Genomic DNA, 18557 nt, shown 5'->3' on the forward strand with positions numbered 1-18557 from the left:
CAGTCTGAACATGCCCTAACTAAAACAGGGGGGCGTACCATGAAAGGCATCGTTGAAGAGCGCGCTGTAGAGCTCGGAGAATATATCTTAGAGAATAAAGCTACGGTTCGCAAAGCTGCCAAAAAATTTGGCGTCAGTAAAAGCACCGTACATAAAGATGTCGCGCAGCGTTTAAAATATGTCGATCCACAACTTTACCGAGAAGTGAAAAACGTGCTCGAGGTGAACAAAGCCCAACGGCATATCCGCGGCGGCATGGCAACTCGAATGAAATACAAAAAAAGCCCAACACCAACCCTGGCCAATCCAAATCGATAAGATCTCCAGTCTCTTCCCACGGTAAAAGCCGGAAATCGTTGCGAAAAATTCCATTGCATTTCCTTCTGTCCTCCTCTATAATGATAATAATTATTTTTATAATTTTGTTTCACATTGCTGAAACATAAAAAGGAGGACTTCAATGGTAGGAATGCACCCCGCATGGCTGGCCCTGACCGGTACAGGATTTACTTTTCTCTGTACGGCAGTCGGCGCAGCTATGGTTTTTTTGTTTCGCGGAGGCGTTAAAGCAAATCTTCAACGCATCTTTTTGGGATTTGCCGCTGGCGTCATGATTGCAGCCTCTGTATGGTCTCTCTTGATACCATCGATTGAAATGGCAGAAGAGCAAGGGACCATCGGATGGATTCCTGCGGCCGGCGGTTTTGTTTTAGGCGGCCTGTTTTTAATGGTTTTGGACCGAATTCTGCCACACTTACATCCTGGCAGCGACCAACCGGAGGGAATCTCCTCGTCACTGAAACGCACAACCATGTTGGTCTTTGCTGTAACCTTGCACAACATCCCGGAAGGGATGGCAGTTGGCCTTTCCTTTGCGCTTGTAGCGCAGGAGGGAACCCCGGTGACACTCGCCGGCGCTATGGCACTGGCCATTGGAATGGGCCTTCAGAACTTTCCGGAAGGCGCCGCAATCTCGCTGCCTTTGAAACAGGAAGGACTTTCCACTACCCGGTCATTTATATATGGCGCACTCTCCGGCATTGTTGAGCCCATCGGCGGCCTTTTGGCTGTTTTGATCGCGGGTTCTGTTACTCCACTGATGCCGTGGTTTCTTTCTTTTGCCGCAGGCGCTATGATTTACGTTGTGGTCGAAGAGCTGATCCCTGAGGCACATTTGGGCGAACACTCTCACACGGGGACTATGGGCGTCATGTTGGGATTCTTGGTTATGATGATTTTAGACGTGGCGCTTGGATAACATAAAACAATCAGGAATGGGAGACGTTCTTTTACAGAACGTCTCCTTTTTATTATCCAAATGTTTGCACCAAAGTATTCAGGAACGTCGTTGTAATTGCTTGCACACGAAGAGCACTCACCTGGATTTCATCAAATACTGTATAAAACGGCAGCAGATTAATGCGGTTTTGCTGGATAAACCAGAAATAATAGATGAGCCCCAGTATAATCATGGCGATTATTCCATAAACATACCCGTAATTTCTCCAGCTTCCCTTTCCCGCCAAAAAACGCCGTTGCTTTTCTTCCTCTGTTCCAGTCGCCTGGAGAGCCGTCAACAGTTCCGGGACATATAAGATCGCTGCCGTAAAAAAGATATTTCCAATACGCTGAAACAAGAAGTGTTTCCATGTCAAAATAAAGAAGATTCCCGCATACATCGCTATGTTCATCAAAACCACATTGCGGGGATTTTTCTTGAGCAGAAGCTTTTGGAAAGCAATCATTAGAACCATGGCTAAAACCGGAATAAAACCGGTCATAAAGTCGCGCCCCTGCATAAAATAAAGATTCTGATCGGTCGCATAATACTGATAGACAAACTGCGTGACCAAATTAAAAATCTGCCAGGAAAAGACAAGCACCAATACAGTAATTCCACCATAGACTCCCAACGATATTCGGTTGATTGCAATCTGTGCCAAAAAATATACAGGGAGCATCAATAACAATGAATTGTGGAAGGTTGCTGCCAACAACACAAGCAACATATAGGGAACGATTCGCTTTTCTTTGATATAGTGAATAGCGAATAGAAAAATGGCGATTCCCAAGGACTGACGAATGTAGCTTAACGTGTTTCCAAAGAAATTGAACGCCACAAAGATAAACATGCCAATCCATGGCTTTGAACAATCCCGGTAAAGGACCCATGCCGTCAATCCAATCATGATGGTGGCAATCACTGCCATGTACACAAATACATTCCCGGTTACAAGGGAAATCAGAAAAGTTAACAGGCTGAATCCAAATTCTGTGAGATATGGATTGGCATCACTGACCAAAAAACTCCAACCGCCGCTTCGGACATTTTCAAAAAATGGGACATAGAACTGATAATAGTCAATACCCACATTTGTAGCACGCAAAGCTGAAAAAACAATCAAAACGACCGAAGAAAGACATAGAAATAAGATTTCCTTTTTGCGGCTCGGTCTCCATTCCCCCAAGAATAATCCTAGGAGCAAAACAACAAAGACAACTATGGCATATGCCCACACATGAATCGCCCTCTTTCTCAATACTTTCGATGTTTATTATCCTTGGCCCGACGACATATGTCAAAAAAAGGTGACATATGGAATCAAGTTGATACGGTTTTGCAAAAGGAACCAGACATAATACAATATTCCAAAGAAGATCGTTACCCCTACGCCATAGAAATAGTACTGCTTGTGCCAATTGGCGCGACTCTGCATTCTACGGCGCTCCTGCAAACGCCGTTTTCGTTCTGCCTCGCTTTGGTGCCTTTTCGATTCCTCCTCTTTCCACACATCCGTCTCGACACATATGCTCTTCAAGATCTCTGGAATAAGAAAGACTGCACTGGCAAAAAAAATGTTTCCGATACGTTGAAAAATGTAGTGTTGACAGGTCAGTACAAACAATGCCCCTGTACATAAGGCTAAATGAATGAGCACTTTATTTTGTGAATTCCTCTGTAATAGAAGCTTCTTTGTCAGCAGCGCGGTAATCGTCATCAAAACGGGAATCAGCGCCGTCTGCCAACTGCGCCCCCGTAGAAAATACAGGCCCTCTTCCGTAGCATAAAACTGGTAAACAAATCGGGTGACAACCTGAAAGATTGGCCAAAATAGCAGCGATACCAGTAAAGTACCACCGGCATACAGGGTGATCGTCTTCCAATGAATGGGAAGTTGCGCCAAAAAGTAGAAGGGTAGCAATATTAGAATCGACTTGTGAAAAGTCGCCGCCAACAATACGATTCCCAGGTAGGGAAGCCACCGCTTCTCCTTCAGATATCGAATCGCAAACAGAAAAATAGCAATCGCAAACGACTGCCGGATAAAACTCATGGAATTGCCAAAAAAGTTGAAACTGACGAAGAGGAACATGCCCAGCCATGGGATTGCACAATCCCGATAAAGGACGATTGCCTCCAAGCCCACCAGGATGGCGGCCGCAACAGCCATAAACACATGTACATCCCCGGTAAACCGCGAAACCACATAGTTCAACAGGCTAAAACCAAACTCAATCCGATATTCATTCTCCGGCCCTGTCAGGAACTGCCAACCTCCCCGATGCATTTGCTCAAAATACGCCTGATACATCGGATAGTCGATCCCCACCGTTTCCCCACGCAGGGCTGCAAACAGGATCAACAGTATGGAGGCTCCTCCTAGAAAAAGGGCATCCTTTCGCCTGCTGGGTTTCCGCTCACAAAATAAAAGACCAGACGCGACAAGCACCAGCAACAATCCATAATAGGGCTGCACGGGCAATCCCCCTCAAAAGTAGTGTTCTCTCCACAAGCGCTCCATGCATGGGAAGGGGCTATCGCGGGCACTCCCCGCTGTATCTGTGAAAATGGTTCTTCTTATTATAACACAGCAGCAAACATTTTTCAGAGATCTTCGCTTTTGTTCACAATTCCTTTAAATATGGTCAAAAACAGAATCTTGATGTCAAATAGAAAGGTCCAGTTCTCGATATAATAGATGTCACACTTGATTCGCTCTTCGATGGAGGTATCTCCTCTCCAGCCATTTACCTGTGCCCAGCCGGTAATTCCCGGCCGGACCAAGTGTTTCATCATATAGAGCGGGATCTCTTCGCGAAATTTTTCTACAAAGAAGGGACGCTCGGGTCGCGGTCCAACTAGGCTCATATCCCCTTTAAGGACATTCCAGAGCTGAGGCAACTCATCAATGCTATACTTACGCAGGAATGCGCCAAAGCCAGTGCGCCGGTTGTCCTTTCGTGTTCCCCAAGTCGTCATATCCGCATTGTTTTCCAGGCTCATCGAACGAAATTTATACATCGTGAATTCCTTTTTCCTCCGTCCGATGCGCGTCTGCTGATAGATCACGGGGCCGGGGGAAGAACATTTCACCCCAATCGCTACTACCAACAGAACAGGGGACAACAATACCAGCCCCACAAAGGATACCAAAATATCAAAGCTTCTCTTCAAAAATCCATTTACCAAATTATCGAGCGGTACACGGCGCAGATTGATTAATGGCAAACCCTCTACAACATCGATGTAAGGTCTGGTAGGCAGATACTTCGTATAAAATGGGAGTAAGCTCGACTTGACCCCCTCTTTTTCGCAGGTATCAATGATCTCCTCCAATGCAGGGAATTCATCGTAATCGAGGGAAATGACGACCTCATCAATCTCTTTTTCTTCCAACAAACTCGCTAAATCCTGAAAAGTTCCACGATAGGGAAGCGTTCGTCTGCCGGTGCTCTCTGGCTGGTTGCTCAAATAGCCGCAGACGTCATAACCCAAGCTGCGGTTCAAAAGTATTTTATCGTAGAATTCACCCGAGGCCTCATTCCACCCCACAATCAATAACCGCTTGAGGTTATACCCCTTCTCGCGTAAACGCCGGAGAATCTTCCGAATCGCAAAGCGCTCCACAGAGCTGAAAAGGGTGTTAAAGGCCGCAAACAGGGCGATCACCATACGGGAAATATTCACTTCTTTCAAAAAAAAGACCAACACAAAAATGAATACGGTTCCCAGAACATTGGCCTGTACAATCTTCCCCACTTCGGATACCAAGCCCTTGCTGCGAAACGAATCGTGCAGACCGAAATATTGATAAATTAAAAAGTAAAAAGGGATTACCAGGACCATCAGGCGCAAATAGTAGAGGATTCCAATCCGGTCATGTCCCCCATCGAGTACATTGAAGCGGAATAGGAACGCCAGCACCATGGAAACCAAACAGATGCACACATCCAGAACGACCATGGTTATATTAAAAATTCGTTGGTTTTCCTTTAACATTTGCTTGTCCCTCTCCTTTCTGCGGGAAATCCCATAGGGTTGTGTTTATTGTACGGCATTGCAGACAAAATGGCAAGTTTCTCAAAGGAAATTCTGATTTGCCAATTTCCGTCACAGGCCATTCAAAAGTCATCAAAAAAGGCCCGGCGTTTAGCCGGGCCTCTCTAGCCTTGTCGATGGCAATTATGCGTGTGCTGCTCTGGCAGAAACTGCCTTTCTGTTTGCTGGGCAGATATTATATATGATTCCGTCTTTTGCCACCATCGAAATCGGAATTCTGGGCAAAAGCTTATGAAGAACTTCCACAAATCCGTTGACAGGGGCCTCCGCCATCCCTGTCACAATATGAGTCGCTCCTATTTGTTTTACAAACCCAACCGCCAATAATGCGGCATCATCGTGGAAATATACCGACATCTCTGCCTGTACATCGCGCGATGTCTGTCTCAGATACTCCAACTCCTCACAATCGGCATCAAATCCCGCCGAAGTCGGCTGTACACATAGCACATGCAAAGGAATCGACCGTTCTTCTGCGATTCGCTTTCCTGCTTTAATCAATCTGTCACAATCACGCTGGCCTGTAACACAAACCAGAACCGCTCCTCTGTCGCTCACCATTTTACCTCCTTTCCGTCAATCTCATTGTGTACCTACCGGGGAAACCTGCCGCTTACACGGGCTGTAAATCCCCGCCTATTTAAGTATAGTAAAAAATCCGCCAGTTATGGTAACGTTCAGTGTCCATTTCATGAATAAACTGTAAAGGATTCACCAAACAGCCGAATTCCCATCCAACTTGATCGCCACCCCATCCATTCAACAGGATTCCAGACCTATTTTGGAATCAGTACTTTTCTTTCTATGTTTAGTGTATCACAATTTCTATAATAACTCCAGAAACATTCTTGTAATTTTTATGAATTTATTCTAATTTTCATTTATGATAAACACAAAAAAGCAGAGTTCCGGGGAAAATCCCTTTCGCTCTGCTTTTTGTGCCCCTAAGCGCTGACGGGGGCGCCTTATTCAAAAATAGTCAATGGATCGATCCATTTTCCCGACTTCTTGACTGCAAAATGCAGATGTGGATCGTCCGCACTCTCGCATGGAGTGGTACCAACTGTACCAATTTTCTGGCCTGCTTTTACCGTGTCCCCTGCCTTAACATCCATGGTTTCCAATCCGCAATAACAGCCGCCGATCTCACCATGCTCAATATATACCACATTGCCAAACAGATCGTCATGATATGCATTTTTAACGGTTCCATCCGCGATCGCCGTTACTTCGTCTCCCAGTTCTGCGGCAAAATCTACACCTGCATGTGCGCGCCAATCCTTCATCGTTTTGGAATAGATAAGATCTTCGATACTAAATTTTTGTACCACAGTATCTCCGACTGGATAGGAAAATGTCTCCGGGACCGTTGTCGTCTTGACAACCGGTTCCTCTGAGGAAACAGGCGCCTTCGAAGCTGGCGCTTGGCTACTTGGAGCGGCACTCGACGGCGTTGATGAGGACACCGCTGAACTACTGCTCTGTGGTACTTCTAGCACCCCGCTTACCGCCTCATTAGCCGGAAAGGCGGTTGTCTGGCTGCTGGATGGGACGTCCTCCTCCGGTGTTGCATAGTTAATGACGCTATCGTACGTCGTCCAGGCGGCCACACCGATGGCAATTAAACAGACGCCCAGAGCAATGTAAAAGCCTTTGGAAGACCCGCCGGATGAATGGTTCTTCTGATAATGGTTATTAGTCATTCGTTGCACCTCCGAGTCTATTTTTGCCACCTATTCCGGGGAATATGCGGTAAATGTAAAAATAGACGTTCCATCCCCATTCCAGAAAACACGAAAAAAGACCGAACCCTTTCGGATTCGGTCTTTCTTCTTAGCTTGAGGGGTATATTGAGGAGGGTAGAACATGTATCAAGTTCTGGTGCGGCTCCATTGCTTGATTACGAGTTTTATTATACTCACTTTACCTCTTTCAGTTGTTACGATGCTATGAATATTCTTTAAACTATTTCAGTAGATTTTTTGAACGATTTTCCGTGTGTTTTGCCAAAAATTGCTGGTTTCAAAAGAAATCTTCGGAAACTTTTGCAAACAAACGTTTACATTTTTCAATTGGTTGTGTTATAATATAGGAGATGAATCGATGGGTGAAATGAGGTTCATAAGAATCCGTTTCCACCTACTTTTATTTGAAATACTGTGCAGAGGATGGATTCTTTAATCCCTTCCCAGTGGATTGTCTATTTTTCCAAATCCTCTATAAAATCTTCTGCAAATGATTATAAGGAAGCTGCACCAGGAAAGTGAGGATGCAAACATGTTGACAGAAAGCCAAAAAAAAGTATACGATTACTTAAAGAGCCGTGCACAGGGGGGCCTTCCACCGACGGTACGGGAAATCTGCAAGGCAACTGGATTGAAGTCTACTTCCAGTGTTCATGCACATCTGAAAACATTGGAACGAGAAGGCTATATCAGCCGAGACGCCGGGCTTAACCGCGCCATTCACCTCGCGGGAGAACAACCCACCATGCAAGTTCCTGTAGTCGGCCGTGTGGCGGCTGGACAGCCGATTTTAGCTGTAGAGGAAGTGGAGGGGTACGTCCCCTTCTGCCCTCCCAACCAGAATGCCGATGAGTATTTTGCCTTGCGCGTCCGCGGGGAAAGTATGAAGTGTGCTGGAATTTTGGACGGGGATCTCGTAGTTGCGCGCAAAGTTTCTACTGCCGAAGACGGCGAGATGATTGTAGCGCTGATTGAAGATGAAGCTACCGTTAAGTATCTGTACCGGGAAGCAGACCGTATTCGCTTACAACCCGATAACCCCGACTATGAGCCCATTTATGCAACCGATGTGGCAGTAATCGGAAAAGTCGCCGCGGTCATTCGTTATTATAAATGAAGCGTATTTCCATTTTCATAAAGGAATCGAGAAAAGGCGCAGTTCCTGTGTGATAGAGGGGAACTGCGCCTTGTTTCATTTTTTAGGTCAATCCAGTTCATCCAATAAAACAGCACGAACCGGAGAAGCTTCTGCACCTTTTAGAAAAAGAGGGAATGCAAGCAATGTATAAGTTCCTTCTTCGACCTGTGATAAATCTAATCCCTCTAGAATGGGTATTTCTGCACTGAGTAATTCCACATGCGGCCCCTCTTCTGCATGAGGCGCGCCGATACTCCATGCATCTGTTCCCACCAGTGTGACACCCGCGGATGCCAGTGCAAATGCAGCGCTGGTGGATAAAAAGGCCTCTCCCTCGCCTTTAAACAGCAGCATCTTCTCACAATAGGGCATGATGCGGTCAATGTCCGCGCCAGTGACAATTCCTTGTGCGGCTACTACCGTACAACGCCCCACAAAACGGGAGAGTTCCATCTCATCCACGGTTTTTCCGTCGTCGATAAAGTGACGTGGCGCGTCCACATGAGTAGCTGAGTGGCAACCTGTATAGAAGCCGGAGAGATTGTAGGAGTCCCCCAGCTCCATCCGGCGCACCAACTCCCGGCGTGGCACTGGATCTCCTGGATAAACCGGTGTAGAAAATAGCTCCCGCGAAATGTCAATGACCTTCATCCTTCTCCGCCTCCTTCCTTTTCTTGTAATATTTTTGTAATATTTTGAAAGAAATAGACCATCTAGTTTGTCTTATCAATAGGGAATTCTTGCTTGCCGCTTTATTTGGCCTTTTCCAGCATTGGAAGCGCTGTACAAAGCAGCTCTGTGGTCTGATGTGCAGCAAAGGTTGAAAATTGTTCGTAGTCAACTCCGGCATTGCTGTCGGCATTATCCGAGATACAACGAACCGCTGTATATTCGGTTCCGTTGATATAGCATACTTGGGCAATGCTCCCGCTTTCCATTTCGCAGGCGATTGCGCCAAACGTGGAGGCTATCCAATGTAGCTTTTCCGCGCTGCTGATAAATTGATCGCCGGAAGCAATCCGCCCGACATGAACATCCCCTTGATATGCACAGCATTTAGCCGCTTCGGCAAGTACCCGATTCATATTTGAGGAGGTGGGGATTACAACCAGGTTAATACCGGATACCATGCCAATCTTGTCGCCGATCTGCGTCGTATCCACATCGTGTTGAATGGCTCCGTCTGCCAGGACGAGGTCCCCGATCTTGACATCCGCGCCGATTCCCCCTGCAACGCCGCTATTGATGATTCGATCCGGTGCATAATGTAAGATCATCGTTTGGGCGCAGATTGCCGCATTGACTTTACCGACATTACAACGCGCGACCACACAATCCACTCCTCGGATTGTGCCGCGTACAAAATCCATTCCACTGATGGTTTCCGTCTGTGGATGTTCCAGTTTCGCAAGAATTTCTTCCACTTCAATTGCCATCGCGCCAATGATTCCGATCATAATTGCATCCCGCCATTTCTAATAAGATTACAGTTTTTGACGTTGTCCAAATTAAAATAGGATACCGCTCTGTATCATCCCAAAATACTACCTATTTTTTACAGTATACCTGATTGGAAATGGAATTGCAATTACTTTACATAATCACAGAATTTCTGTTGTATTCGGCTAATTTTTGTAATATAATTGGAACTGTTCAACAACCTATGAGAAAAGAGAGGATGGAGAGAAAAAAAGATGAATCGTACATTGAAAAGGTTTTTTTCCGCCGTTGCCTTGGGCTTGACCCTTTGCCTGTTTTCGGCGTCGTTTTGTAGTGCGGCGGCCGCCTCTACATCGGAGGCAGTACAAGAACATACCCTTTCTAATGCGCAATATGACGGTCCGAATGGGCGCTTTAAAGTTTATCTGAGTCCATCTGCACAGCCGTGGAATCCTTATTGTGATGGAAGCGGCAGTGAGGAATATTACATGCGCCAAGTTGCAACAGCGATGATTCCTTATTTACAAAGTTATGGAATTGACTATGTATTGCCAGGCGCACAAACAGGCTCCTCTGCCAACCAGAAGTCCTTTTTGACCAATCGCGCGAATGAAGCTAAAAATACGGGCTGTGACCTCTATTTAGCGATCCATTCCAACGCAGCCACGGGAAAAACCCGCGGTACTCGTATCTATTACTACACAAAGAGTGCCGAAAGCTTGCGCTTTGCAAAAGTTTTACAATCAACCTTCAACTATCCGGATAAATCTAATATCAAGCTCGCCTATAACGACGCTTTGATGGAGATGTATCTGCCAACCATGCCCCATGCATTGATTGAGACAGCTTTCCATGACAATCCACAGGACGTCGCCTGGATTAAGAGTAACATCAATACGATGGCCAAGAGCCTTGCGGATGCTGTCAATGAGTTTGCCAAAGGCAGTACTGGAACAGCGGTGGCATCCGGCCTCTCAATGGATCGTATCTTTGCGAACCTTTCCACTGGAACCGCAATCATCCTGAATGTTTCCTCCACCACTGGTCAAACGGTGCCCAGTCTGGTGTGGAGTTCCAGCAATCCGGCAGTCGCTTCTGTTGACCAGGGTGGTTTCGTGCTGGGGATGAGCGCAGGCGAAACCGTGATCTCTGCCACCACGCCAACCGGAACTTCTGTGCGCTGTACGGTGACTGTGACCGGGCCTACCATGCAAATTGGCGGCGGTCCTGTCGCTTCCGCCGAAGGAGAGTACGTCGCCAATCCAACAGAGGAAACAGGAGCAATTACTCCAACTGCTTAAGAGAATCTATGAGGCCATGAGGGTGTCCTAAAAGTCATGAAATGACGGAAGGATACCCTCTTTTTTTTAGAAATTCAGATATTTTTGCAGACAGAAAGAGGATGCCCCTTTCCTATGAATCCATCGATTCGTAGTTTGGGGAACGCCAATAAGGAAGTAAGAGAAACTTATTAACTTAACGGCTGACAAACGAGGTTGCTAAAGGAACCGGCGTGCTATTTCACAATGAAATGCCACGCCGGTTTTCTACGTATTTCAAACTATGTTTACAGAGGCAAGAATGGTTTGACATTTCCAACAGTCCAATCATGCCGGATAGGCCCAATGGCATCGGGCTTTTTCACCCTCTAAATGCGTAGACACGAATACCATGATATCAGCGAGTGCAAGCGGATTTCTGCTTGCGCCCGCTTGGTTACAAAGACGGAGAAAGCCGTCAAGGGCGCGGAGCGTTCATCTTAACCCTTGGCGGCTTCCTTTGTCTTTGCTATTTCTTGTTTACGATGGCCTGCACCAGTTTTGCCTGCAAGCGGTGTTTCATGTATTCGTCCACCCGCACATGAGGCGTACCGTCCAGATCGTAGAGTGTCCGGGTACACAGCTTATTCATGTAGCCGTCATAGTACCGCAAGAGGCGTTCCACTGCCTGCGGATCACCAGCGCGGGCCTCTGCAAAAACTAACAGGGGCAGAAGCACCCTGCCGTGGAATGTGGGCTGCTTCATTGGGGACACCCTCTTTATTTTTATGCAAGTGAATTTTAAGAGAATCATTTCCTTGATAGCAGATACTTGCGTTCTACTTTTCACCACGGTAAACAAAATTAGTAAACTATTGAAAATATGTTATATTCTAATCAGTAATAGTTAACTTATTGCATGTATAATAAATCCGCGTGCAGTTTTATTTATGTCTATTGATTAGCATGTGCTAATCGCCTCCGTCCACCGTCCTAAACGACCTTTAAAGAAAGGCGAGCTTCTCTGAGACAATACCCTCTCCTACACATCCTGTCGCTACGCTCTTGTGACCAGGTGCGTCACTGCATTCACGCAGAGAATTCTGCTCCTACGGTATTCTGCACCGAAGGACAGCTAATCCATGCTGTTTCGAACAACGAATCAGTCCGCTTGGCCGACGGCATCAAACTTAACAAGCTCTTCGAAATTCAAATCGGCTCCCTTAAAATTGACTTTAATGGTTATGCTTTGAAAACTGCCGGTGTCTCCCCGGAAGCCCATCCTTGGTGAAATCAGTCAACGTCTTCGGCGTAAAAGGGATGCAGAGATTGTGATCTCTCGTCCACGGCTCAATTCGGGGATACCATCCGTTCTCAAAACACCAGCTTTGCAACTACAAAAGAAATTTTTCGTGAAGAATCCATTCGCCCATTTTCTCACAAATCAGAACAATCTATCTCTTAATACGAACGCATCCCACTCCCTTTAATATCCGTTTTCATTCTACAATCCAGTTAATACGTATATATTTTGATCTTTAATAAGATCCATCCATCGCTAAAAAACAAACAACTGCCCTACAAATCCAACGTTCTGAGGACTACAAAAAATTTGTATACAACGAAAAAGGAACTACAAAAGATGTAGTTCCTTCAAAAAGTGGCTCCCCCTGTTGGACTCGAACCAACGACCCTGCGGTTAACAGCCGCATGCTCTACCGGCTGAGCTAAGGAGGAATGTTTATGTTGGCATCTTCCTATTGTCCCAGGCCGTTGCCAGCCAAGTATCGTCGGCACTAATGAGCTTAACTTCCGTGTTCGGGATGGGAACGGGTGGACCCTCATCGTCATCGACACCAACTCTATTTAGTACATTCCTGTCTAAATAGCTCTCTATATTCACTTTCCTTGTTTGCTTTTGGTGACCCGTGCGGGAATCGAACCCACGTTAACGGCGTGAGAGGCCGCTGTCTTAACCGCTTGACCAACGGGCCACATCTTTCAGTCTTACGCAGAGGCCAGAGATCTCTCCGACCTCCGTCGTCCGACTTCTTTCATGGTGCACCATCAGGGACTCGAACCCGGGACACCCTGATTAAGAGTCAGGTGCTCTACCAACTGAGCTAATGGTGCAGACCTGTGGTCTCGCCGCCTCCGCGACTTACCATTCGCCAGCATACTTTTTGCCAGTACACTGAAAACTGAATAAAGATTTAAGATAGAAGCTAACTGAAAAAGCTTTGAACCAAGGAACTATGGTCAAGCCCTCGGCCTATTAGTACTGCCAAGCTGAACATGTTACCATGCTTACACACGCAGCCTATCAACCTTGTAGTCTTCAAGGGGCCTTACTAGCTTACGCTATGGGATATCTTATCTTGGAGTCGGCTTCACGCTTAGATGCTTTCAGCGTTTATCCGATCCGCACATAGTTGCCCAGCTGTGCTCCTGGCGGAACAACTGGTGCGCCAGAGGTGCGTCCATCCCGGTCCTCTCGTACTAAGGACAGCTCTCCTCAAATATCCTACGCCCACGACAGATAGGGACCGAACTGTCTCACGACGTTCTGAACCCAGCTCGCGTACCACTTTAATCGGCGAACAGCCGAACCCTTGGGACCGAATACAGCCCCAGGATGTGATGAGCCGACATCGAGGTGCCAAACCTCCCCGTCGATGTGGACTCTTGGGGGAGATCAGCCTGTTATCCCCAGGGTAGCTTTTATCCGTTGAGCGACGGCAATTCCACTCTCATACCGCCGGATCACTAACTCCAACTTTCGTTACTGCTCGGGCCGTCACCCTCGCAGTTAGGCTGGCTTACGCGTTTACACTCTAAAGCACGGTTTCCGTCCGTGCTGAGCCAACCTTTGAGCGCCTCCGTTACCTTTTTGGAGGCGACCGCCCCAGTCAAACTGCCCGTCTAACAATGTCCCCCGGCCGGATTCACGGCCGCAGGTTAGAATTCCAGCAACTTAAGGGTGGTATCCCAAGGGTGACTCCACCAACACTGGCGTGCTGGCTTCCCAGTCTCCCACCTATCCTGTACATAAATTACCGAAACCCAATATTAAACTGCAGTAAAGCTCCATGGGGTCTTTCCGTCTTGTCGCGGGTAACCGGCATCTTCACCGGTACTACAATTTCGCCGGGCGGGTAATTGAGACAGTGCCCAGATCGTTACACCATTCGTGCGGGTCGGAACTTACCCGACAAGGAATTTCGCTACCTTAGGACCGTTATAGTTACGGCCGCCGTTTACTGGGGCTTCAATTCAATGCTTGCACATCTCCTCTTAACCTTCCAGCACCGGGCAGGTGTCAGCCCCTATACTTCATCTTTCGATTTAGCAGAGACCTGTGTTTTTGCTAAACAGTCGCCTGGGCCTATTCACTGCGGCCACGTCTCCGTGGCGTCCCTTTTCCCTAAGTTACGGGACCAATTTGCCGAGTTCCTTAACTACCCTTCTCCCGTTGGCCTTAGAATTCTCTTCCCATCTACCTGTGTCGGTTTGCGGTACGGGCGCCTCAGATATACAATAAGCTTTTCTCGCCCCCCGTCCAGCATGCTTCCCTACTCTAATTTCGGTCCCTTACGCCCGGGGCGACCATCGCCCGGGTCATGCCTTTCTAGGGTGTCCCTTATCTTAAATCTTTTGGCGGCTACGGAATTTCCACCGTATGTGCATCGACTACGCCTTTCGGCCTCGCCTTAGCTCCCGGCTTACTTGGAGCGGACGAACCTTCCTCCAAAAACCTTAGACTTTCGGCCAATATGATTCTCACACATTTCGCGCTACTCATTCCGGCATTCTCACTCGAATGAAGTCCACCACCGCTTCCGCTATGACTTCACCCCTCATTCGACGCTCTCCTACCATTCCTCACGGAATCCCAAGCTTCGGTATACTGTTTAGCCCCGTTAAATTTTCGGCGCAGGGTCACTCGACCAGTGAGCTATTACGCACTCTTTTAATGAGTGGCTGCTTCTAAGCCAACATCCTGGTTGTCTGTGCAACCCCACATCCTTTTCCACTTAACAATATTTTGGGACCTTAGCTGTGGGTCTGGGCTGTTTCCCTTTTGACAATGAAACTTATCTCACACTGTCTGACTCCCGTACATCAATTATCCGGCATTCTGAGTTTGATAGGTTTCGGTAGCCTCTCGGCCCCTAGACCATTCAGTGCTTTACCTCCGGTAATCTAATACGAGGCTAGCCCTAAAGCTATTTCGGAGAGAACCAGCTATCTCCGGGTTCGATTGGAATTTCTCCGCTACCCACACCTCATCCGCTACCATTTCAACGGGAGTCGGTTCGGTCCTCCATGGAGTTTTACCTCCACTTCAACCTGGACATGGGTAGGTCACCCGGTTTCGGGTCGTGTACAACTGACTTCATACGCCCTCTTCAGACTTGCTCTCGCTGCGGCTCCAGACCTGAAGTCCTTAACCTTGCCAGTTACACACACTCGCCGGACCATTCTACAAAAGGTACCCGATCACTCTTTGATGAGCTCTCGGTGCTTGTAAGCACAAGGTTTCAGGTTCTATTTCACTCCCCTTCCGGGGTCCTTTTCACCTTTCCTTCACAGTACTCTACACTATCGGTCACTGAGTAGTATTTAGGCTTGGAGGGTGGTCCCCCCGTCTTCCCACCGGGTTTCACGTGTCCGGCGGTACTCTGGATACAGCTAGTCGCTTTGACCTTTCGCATACGTGACTCTCACACTGTTTCGTTGGCTTTCCCAAACCATTCTGCTAGATCGCTGCATACATATTGCTGTCCGAACCCCAAAGGTATTGCTACCTCTGGTTTGGCCTCTTCCGCGTTCGCTCGCCACTACTAGCGGAATCTCGGTTGATTTCTCTTCCTCGCCCTACTTAGATGTTTCAGTTCAGGCGGTTCCCCTCGTACACCTATGGATTCAGTGTACGATGACTGGACATGACTCCAGCCGGATTGCTCCATTCGGAAATCCACGGATATAGCGCCCACTTACGGCTCCCCGTGGCTTATCGCAGTTAGTCGCGTCCTTCTTCGGCTCTCAGTGCCAAGGCATTCCCCTTGCGCTCTTTGTAGCTTGACCATGTGTTTCTCTTGGTTCTTCTTGAAATTGTAGATTTCACTTAAAATCGAAACTTTACAAAGTTCTTTTTCTCGTTCTATCTGCTTCTTTATTCAGTTTTCAATGTACGGACATAGTCTGTTTCGCTCGTTGCGATTCCTAACGAAATCTTCTTCAAACTCGTTTCCAAGTCCTTTGCGAAACTTCCTATTTACTTTTGCAGGTTTCCCTGCTGGTGGGCTTAAGTGGACTCGAACCACCGACCTCACGCTTATCAGGCGTGCGCTCTAACCGGCTGAGCTATAAGCCCATATTTCCGGCTTCGAGGCTATCCGGTCTTTCTCGCCACAGTAGCCGTTCCAGACCTTTCGGCCTGTGGTGGAGATAAACGGGATCGAACCGTTGACCTCCTGCTTGCAAAGCAGGCGCTCTCCCAGCTGAGCTATACCCCCAACTATTTGGTTGTTCACTCAGGTGTTCTACCTTCGTTTATTTCCTCTTTGAAAGCTCTCTTCCGCTTCGCCTTTCTTCCTTCGGGAGTCGGTCATTTCTGTCCCGCCTCTCTCAGCTTCACACACCCTGCCAGTTTCCCGGCGAGCCGTGCCTCAAGGCTCAGCCTTGAAGGGCCTTCAAAATTAAACAACGTTTTGAAATGTTTCCTCGTAATGCCTGACCTTGGATTTAGATCAGTTCTTCAACCAATCGTTTCTCCATAGAAAGGAGGTGATCCAGCCGCACCTTCCGATACGGCTACCTTGTTACGACTTCACCCCAGTCGCCAATCCTACCTTCGGCAGCGTCCCCCTTGCGGTTAGACTACTGACTTCGGGTATTACCGGCTCCCATGGTGTGACGGGCGGTGTGTACAAGGCCCGGGAACGTATTCACCGCGGCATGATGATCCGCGATTACTAGCAATTCCAACTTCACGTAGGCGGGTTGCAGCCTACGATCCGAACTGGGACCGTTTTTAGAGTTTTGCTCCACCTCGCGGCTTTGCTTCTCTCTGTTGACGGCCATTGTAGTACGTGTGTAGCCCAGGTCATAAGGGGCATGATGATTTGACGTCGTCCCCACCTTCCTCCGTTTTGTCAACGGCAGTCCTATTAGAGTGCTCTTGCGTAGCAACTAATAGCAGGGGTTGCGCTCGTTGCGGGACTTAACCCAACATCTCACGACACGAGCTGACGACAACCATGCACCACCTGTCTCTGCTTTCCCCGAAGGGCACCTAACGTATCTCTACCTCGTTAGCAGGATGTCAAGACCTGGTAAGGTTCTTCGCGTTGCTTCGAATTAAACCACATACTCCACTGCTTGTGCGGGCCCCCGTCAATTCCTTTGAGTTTCAACCTTGCGGCCGTACTCCCCAGGTGGATTACTTATTGTGTTAACTCCGGCACGGATGGGGTCAGACCACCCACACCTAGTAATCATCGTTTACGGCATGGACTACCAGGGTATCTAATCCTGTTTGCTACCCATGCTTTCGTGCCTCAGCGTCAGTTAAGGCCCAGCAGGCCGCCTTCGCCACTGGTGTTCCTCCCGATCTCTACGCATTTCACCGCTACACCGGGAATTCCGCCTGCCTCTACCTCACTCAAGACCCACAGTTTCAATAGCAGTTCCAGGGTTAAGCCCTGGGATTTCACTACTGACTTGCAGATCCGCCTACGCACCCTTTACACCCAGTAAATCCGGACAACGCTTGCTCCCTACGTATTACCGCGGCTGCTGGCACGTAGTTAGCCGGAGCTTCCTCCTCAGGTACCGTCATTATCTTCCCTGAGGACAGAAGTTTACAATCCGAAGACCTTCTTCCTTCACGCGGCGTTGCTGCATCAGGGTTTCCCCCATTGTGCAATATCCCCCACTGCTGCCTCCCGTAGGAGTCTGGGCCGTGTCTCAGTCCCAATGTGGCCGTTCAACCTCTCAGTCCGGCTACCGATCGTCGCCTTGGTGGGCCTTTATCTCACCAACTAGCTAATCGGACGCGAGTCCATCTTTCAGCGGATTGCTCCTTTGGTCGCTGTACCATGCGATACTACGATCTCATGCGGTATTAGCATTCTTTTCAGAATGTTATTCCCCTCTGAAAGGCAGGTTACTCACGCGTTACTCACCCGTCCGCCACTAAGTTAAAAGAGCAAGCTCTCTTAACTCCGTTCGACTTGCATGTGTTAGGCACGCCGCCAGCGTTCGTCCTGAGCCAGGATCAAACTCTCTAAAAATTGTATTTAATCGCTCCGTAGAGCGTTTAAATCATCTTAGAGTTTTGAATAGCTCTTTTCGATACACTAACGTGTATTCCAGTTTCTCGAGTCTGGATTCTCGTTTCGTCCGAAAGTTCCGTTCCCATCCTCTCGGATGTTCCCGTCTCTCTCAAAGTCATTACGGGTCCTTTCATTTCGTAACGTTGTTTAATTTTCAAGGTCCTTCGCAACCTTCAAACCGGCTTCCTCTCTAGGTTTATGGCCTCTCGCCTTGTCCCTTTCGTTTGGGCCGTTTCGTAAGGTGCTCGAATATAATACCAAACCCTACCCCTTTTGTCAACACCTTTTTTGAAA

Annotated in this window: 12 protein-coding genes, 5 tRNA genes and 3 rRNA genes; 4 read left to right on the forward strand and 16 right to left on the reverse strand. The window is 47.9% G+C overall.

Features of this window, described 5'->3' with window-relative positions:
* The first annotated feature begins 39 nt into the window (after positions 1 to 39).
* Positions 40 to 318: a sporulation transcriptional regulator SpoIIID gene (gene spoIIID / locus B9Y59_RS12335; RefSeq protein ID WP_085533790.1), complete on the forward strand. Its 279-nt coding sequence runs from the start codon at positions 40 to 42 to the stop codon at positions 316 to 318.
* A 142-nt stretch (positions 319 to 460) separates the two neighbouring features.
* The gene (locus tag B9Y59_RS12340; protein ID WP_085533791.1) at positions 461 to 1258 is read left to right on the forward strand and encodes a ZIP family metal transporter; all 798 of its coding nucleotides are present in this window, start codon (positions 461 to 463) and stop codon (positions 1256 to 1258) included.
* A gap of 52 nt (positions 1259 to 1310) precedes the next feature.
* On the opposite strand, the gene B9Y59_RS12345 is transcribed toward B9Y59_RS12340, so the two are convergent.
* The 5 genes from B9Y59_RS12345 to B9Y59_RS12365 form a co-directional block, all read right to left on the reverse strand.
* Positions 1311 to 2519 (reverse strand): EpsG family protein, encoded by a 1209-nt coding sequence (locus tag B9Y59_RS12345; protein WP_158089030.1) that lies wholly within the window; start codon positions 2517 to 2519, stop codon positions 1311 to 1313.
* Positions 2520 to 2579: 60 nt separating this feature from the next.
* Positions 2580 to 3758: an EpsG family protein gene (locus B9Y59_RS12350; RefSeq protein ID WP_158089031.1), complete on the reverse strand. Its 1179-nt coding sequence runs from the start codon at positions 3756 to 3758 to the stop codon at positions 2580 to 2582.
* A gap of 128 nt (positions 3759 to 3886) precedes the next feature.
* Positions 3887 to 5281: an undecaprenyl-phosphate glucose phosphotransferase gene (locus B9Y59_RS12355; RefSeq protein ID WP_085533797.1), complete on the reverse strand. Its 1395-nt coding sequence runs from the start codon at positions 5279 to 5281 to the stop codon at positions 3887 to 3889.
* A 183-nt stretch (positions 5282 to 5464) separates the two neighbouring features.
* The gene (locus tag B9Y59_RS12360; protein WP_054324458.1) at positions 5465 to 5902 is read right to left on the reverse strand and encodes an adenine nucleotide alpha hydrolase family protein; all 438 of its coding nucleotides are present in this window, start codon (positions 5900 to 5902) and stop codon (positions 5465 to 5467) included.
* Positions 5903 to 6306: 404 nt separating this feature from the next.
* Entirely contained in the window at positions 6307 to 7044 is a 738-nt protein-coding gene (locus B9Y59_RS12365) for a M23 family metallopeptidase (protein ID WP_085533798.1), read from the reverse strand.
* Positions 7045 to 7618: 574 nt separating this feature from the next.
* On the opposite strand from B9Y59_RS12365, the gene lexA reads away from it, so the two are divergent.
* Positions 7619 to 8203 carry a transcriptional repressor LexA gene (gene lexA / locus B9Y59_RS12370; protein ID WP_085533799.1) on the forward strand — a complete coding sequence of 195 codons (585 nt, stop codon included), beginning with the start codon at positions 7619 to 7621 and terminating at the stop codon, positions 8201 to 8203.
* Positions 8204 to 8290: 87 nt separating this feature from the next.
* Here the strand turns inward: lexA and B9Y59_RS12375 are convergent, their stop codons facing one another.
* Entirely contained in the window at positions 8291 to 8875 is a 585-nt protein-coding gene (locus tag B9Y59_RS12375; protein WP_054324460.1) for a cyclase family protein, read from the reverse strand.
* Between the two features lie 101 nt (positions 8876 to 8976).
* Positions 8977 to 9681 (reverse strand): 5'-methylthioadenosine/adenosylhomocysteine nucleosidase, encoded by a 705-nt coding sequence (locus B9Y59_RS12380; RefSeq protein ID WP_054324461.1) that lies wholly within the window; start codon positions 9679 to 9681, stop codon positions 8977 to 8979.
* 237 nt (positions 9682 to 9918) lie between these two features.
* Here B9Y59_RS12380 and B9Y59_RS12385 point away from each other — a divergent pair, with 237 nt between their 5' ends.
* Positions 9919 to 10965, forward strand: coding sequence for an N-acetylmuramoyl-L-alanine amidase (locus tag B9Y59_RS12385; RefSeq protein ID WP_054324462.1), 1047 nt, complete (start codon positions 9919 to 9921; stop codon positions 10963 to 10965).
* A gap of 487 nt (positions 10966 to 11452) precedes the next feature.
* Here the strand turns inward: B9Y59_RS12385 and B9Y59_RS12390 are convergent, their stop codons facing one another.
* The 9 genes from B9Y59_RS12390 to B9Y59_RS12430 form a co-directional block, all read right to left on the reverse strand.
* A complete protein-coding gene (locus B9Y59_RS12390) occupies positions 11453 to 11689 on the reverse strand; it encodes a helix-turn-helix domain-containing protein (RefSeq protein ID WP_054324463.1) in 237 nt (78 codons plus the stop codon).
* Between the two features lie 895 nt (positions 11690 to 12584).
* Positions 12585 to 12660: transfer RNA gene (locus B9Y59_RS12395), tRNA-Asn, on the reverse strand.
* 7 nt (positions 12661 to 12667) lie between these two features.
* Positions 12668 to 12784 (reverse strand): 5S ribosomal RNA (gene rrf, locus B9Y59_RS12400).
* Between the two features lie 58 nt (positions 12785 to 12842).
* Positions 12843 to 12917, reverse strand: a tRNA-Glu gene (locus tag B9Y59_RS12405).
* A gap of 63 nt (positions 12918 to 12980) precedes the next feature.
* Positions 12981 to 13056 (reverse strand) — tRNA-Lys (locus tag B9Y59_RS12410).
* Positions 13057 to 13178: 122 nt separating this feature from the next.
* A 23S ribosomal RNA gene (locus tag B9Y59_RS12415) occupies positions 13179 to 16011 on the reverse strand.
* A gap of 212 nt (positions 16012 to 16223) precedes the next feature.
* Positions 16224 to 16300 (reverse strand) — tRNA-Ile (locus B9Y59_RS12420).
* A 66-nt stretch (positions 16301 to 16366) separates the two neighbouring features.
* Positions 16367 to 16442: transfer RNA gene (locus tag B9Y59_RS12425), tRNA-Ala, on the reverse strand.
* A gap of 264 nt (positions 16443 to 16706) precedes the next feature.
* A 16S ribosomal RNA gene (locus B9Y59_RS12430) occupies positions 16707 to 18221 on the reverse strand.
* Together the 16S, 23S and 5S rRNA genes with 5 tRNA genes alongside form the textbook arrangement of a ribosomal RNA operon.
* Positions 18222 to 18557 lie beyond the last annotated feature (336 nt).

The sequence above is a fragment of the Anaeromassilibacillus sp. Marseille-P3371 genome (assembly GCF_900169665.1).
In the GTDB taxonomy this organism is placed as follows: Bacteria; Bacillota; Clostridia; order Oscillospirales; family Acutalibacteraceae; genus Anaeromassilibacillus.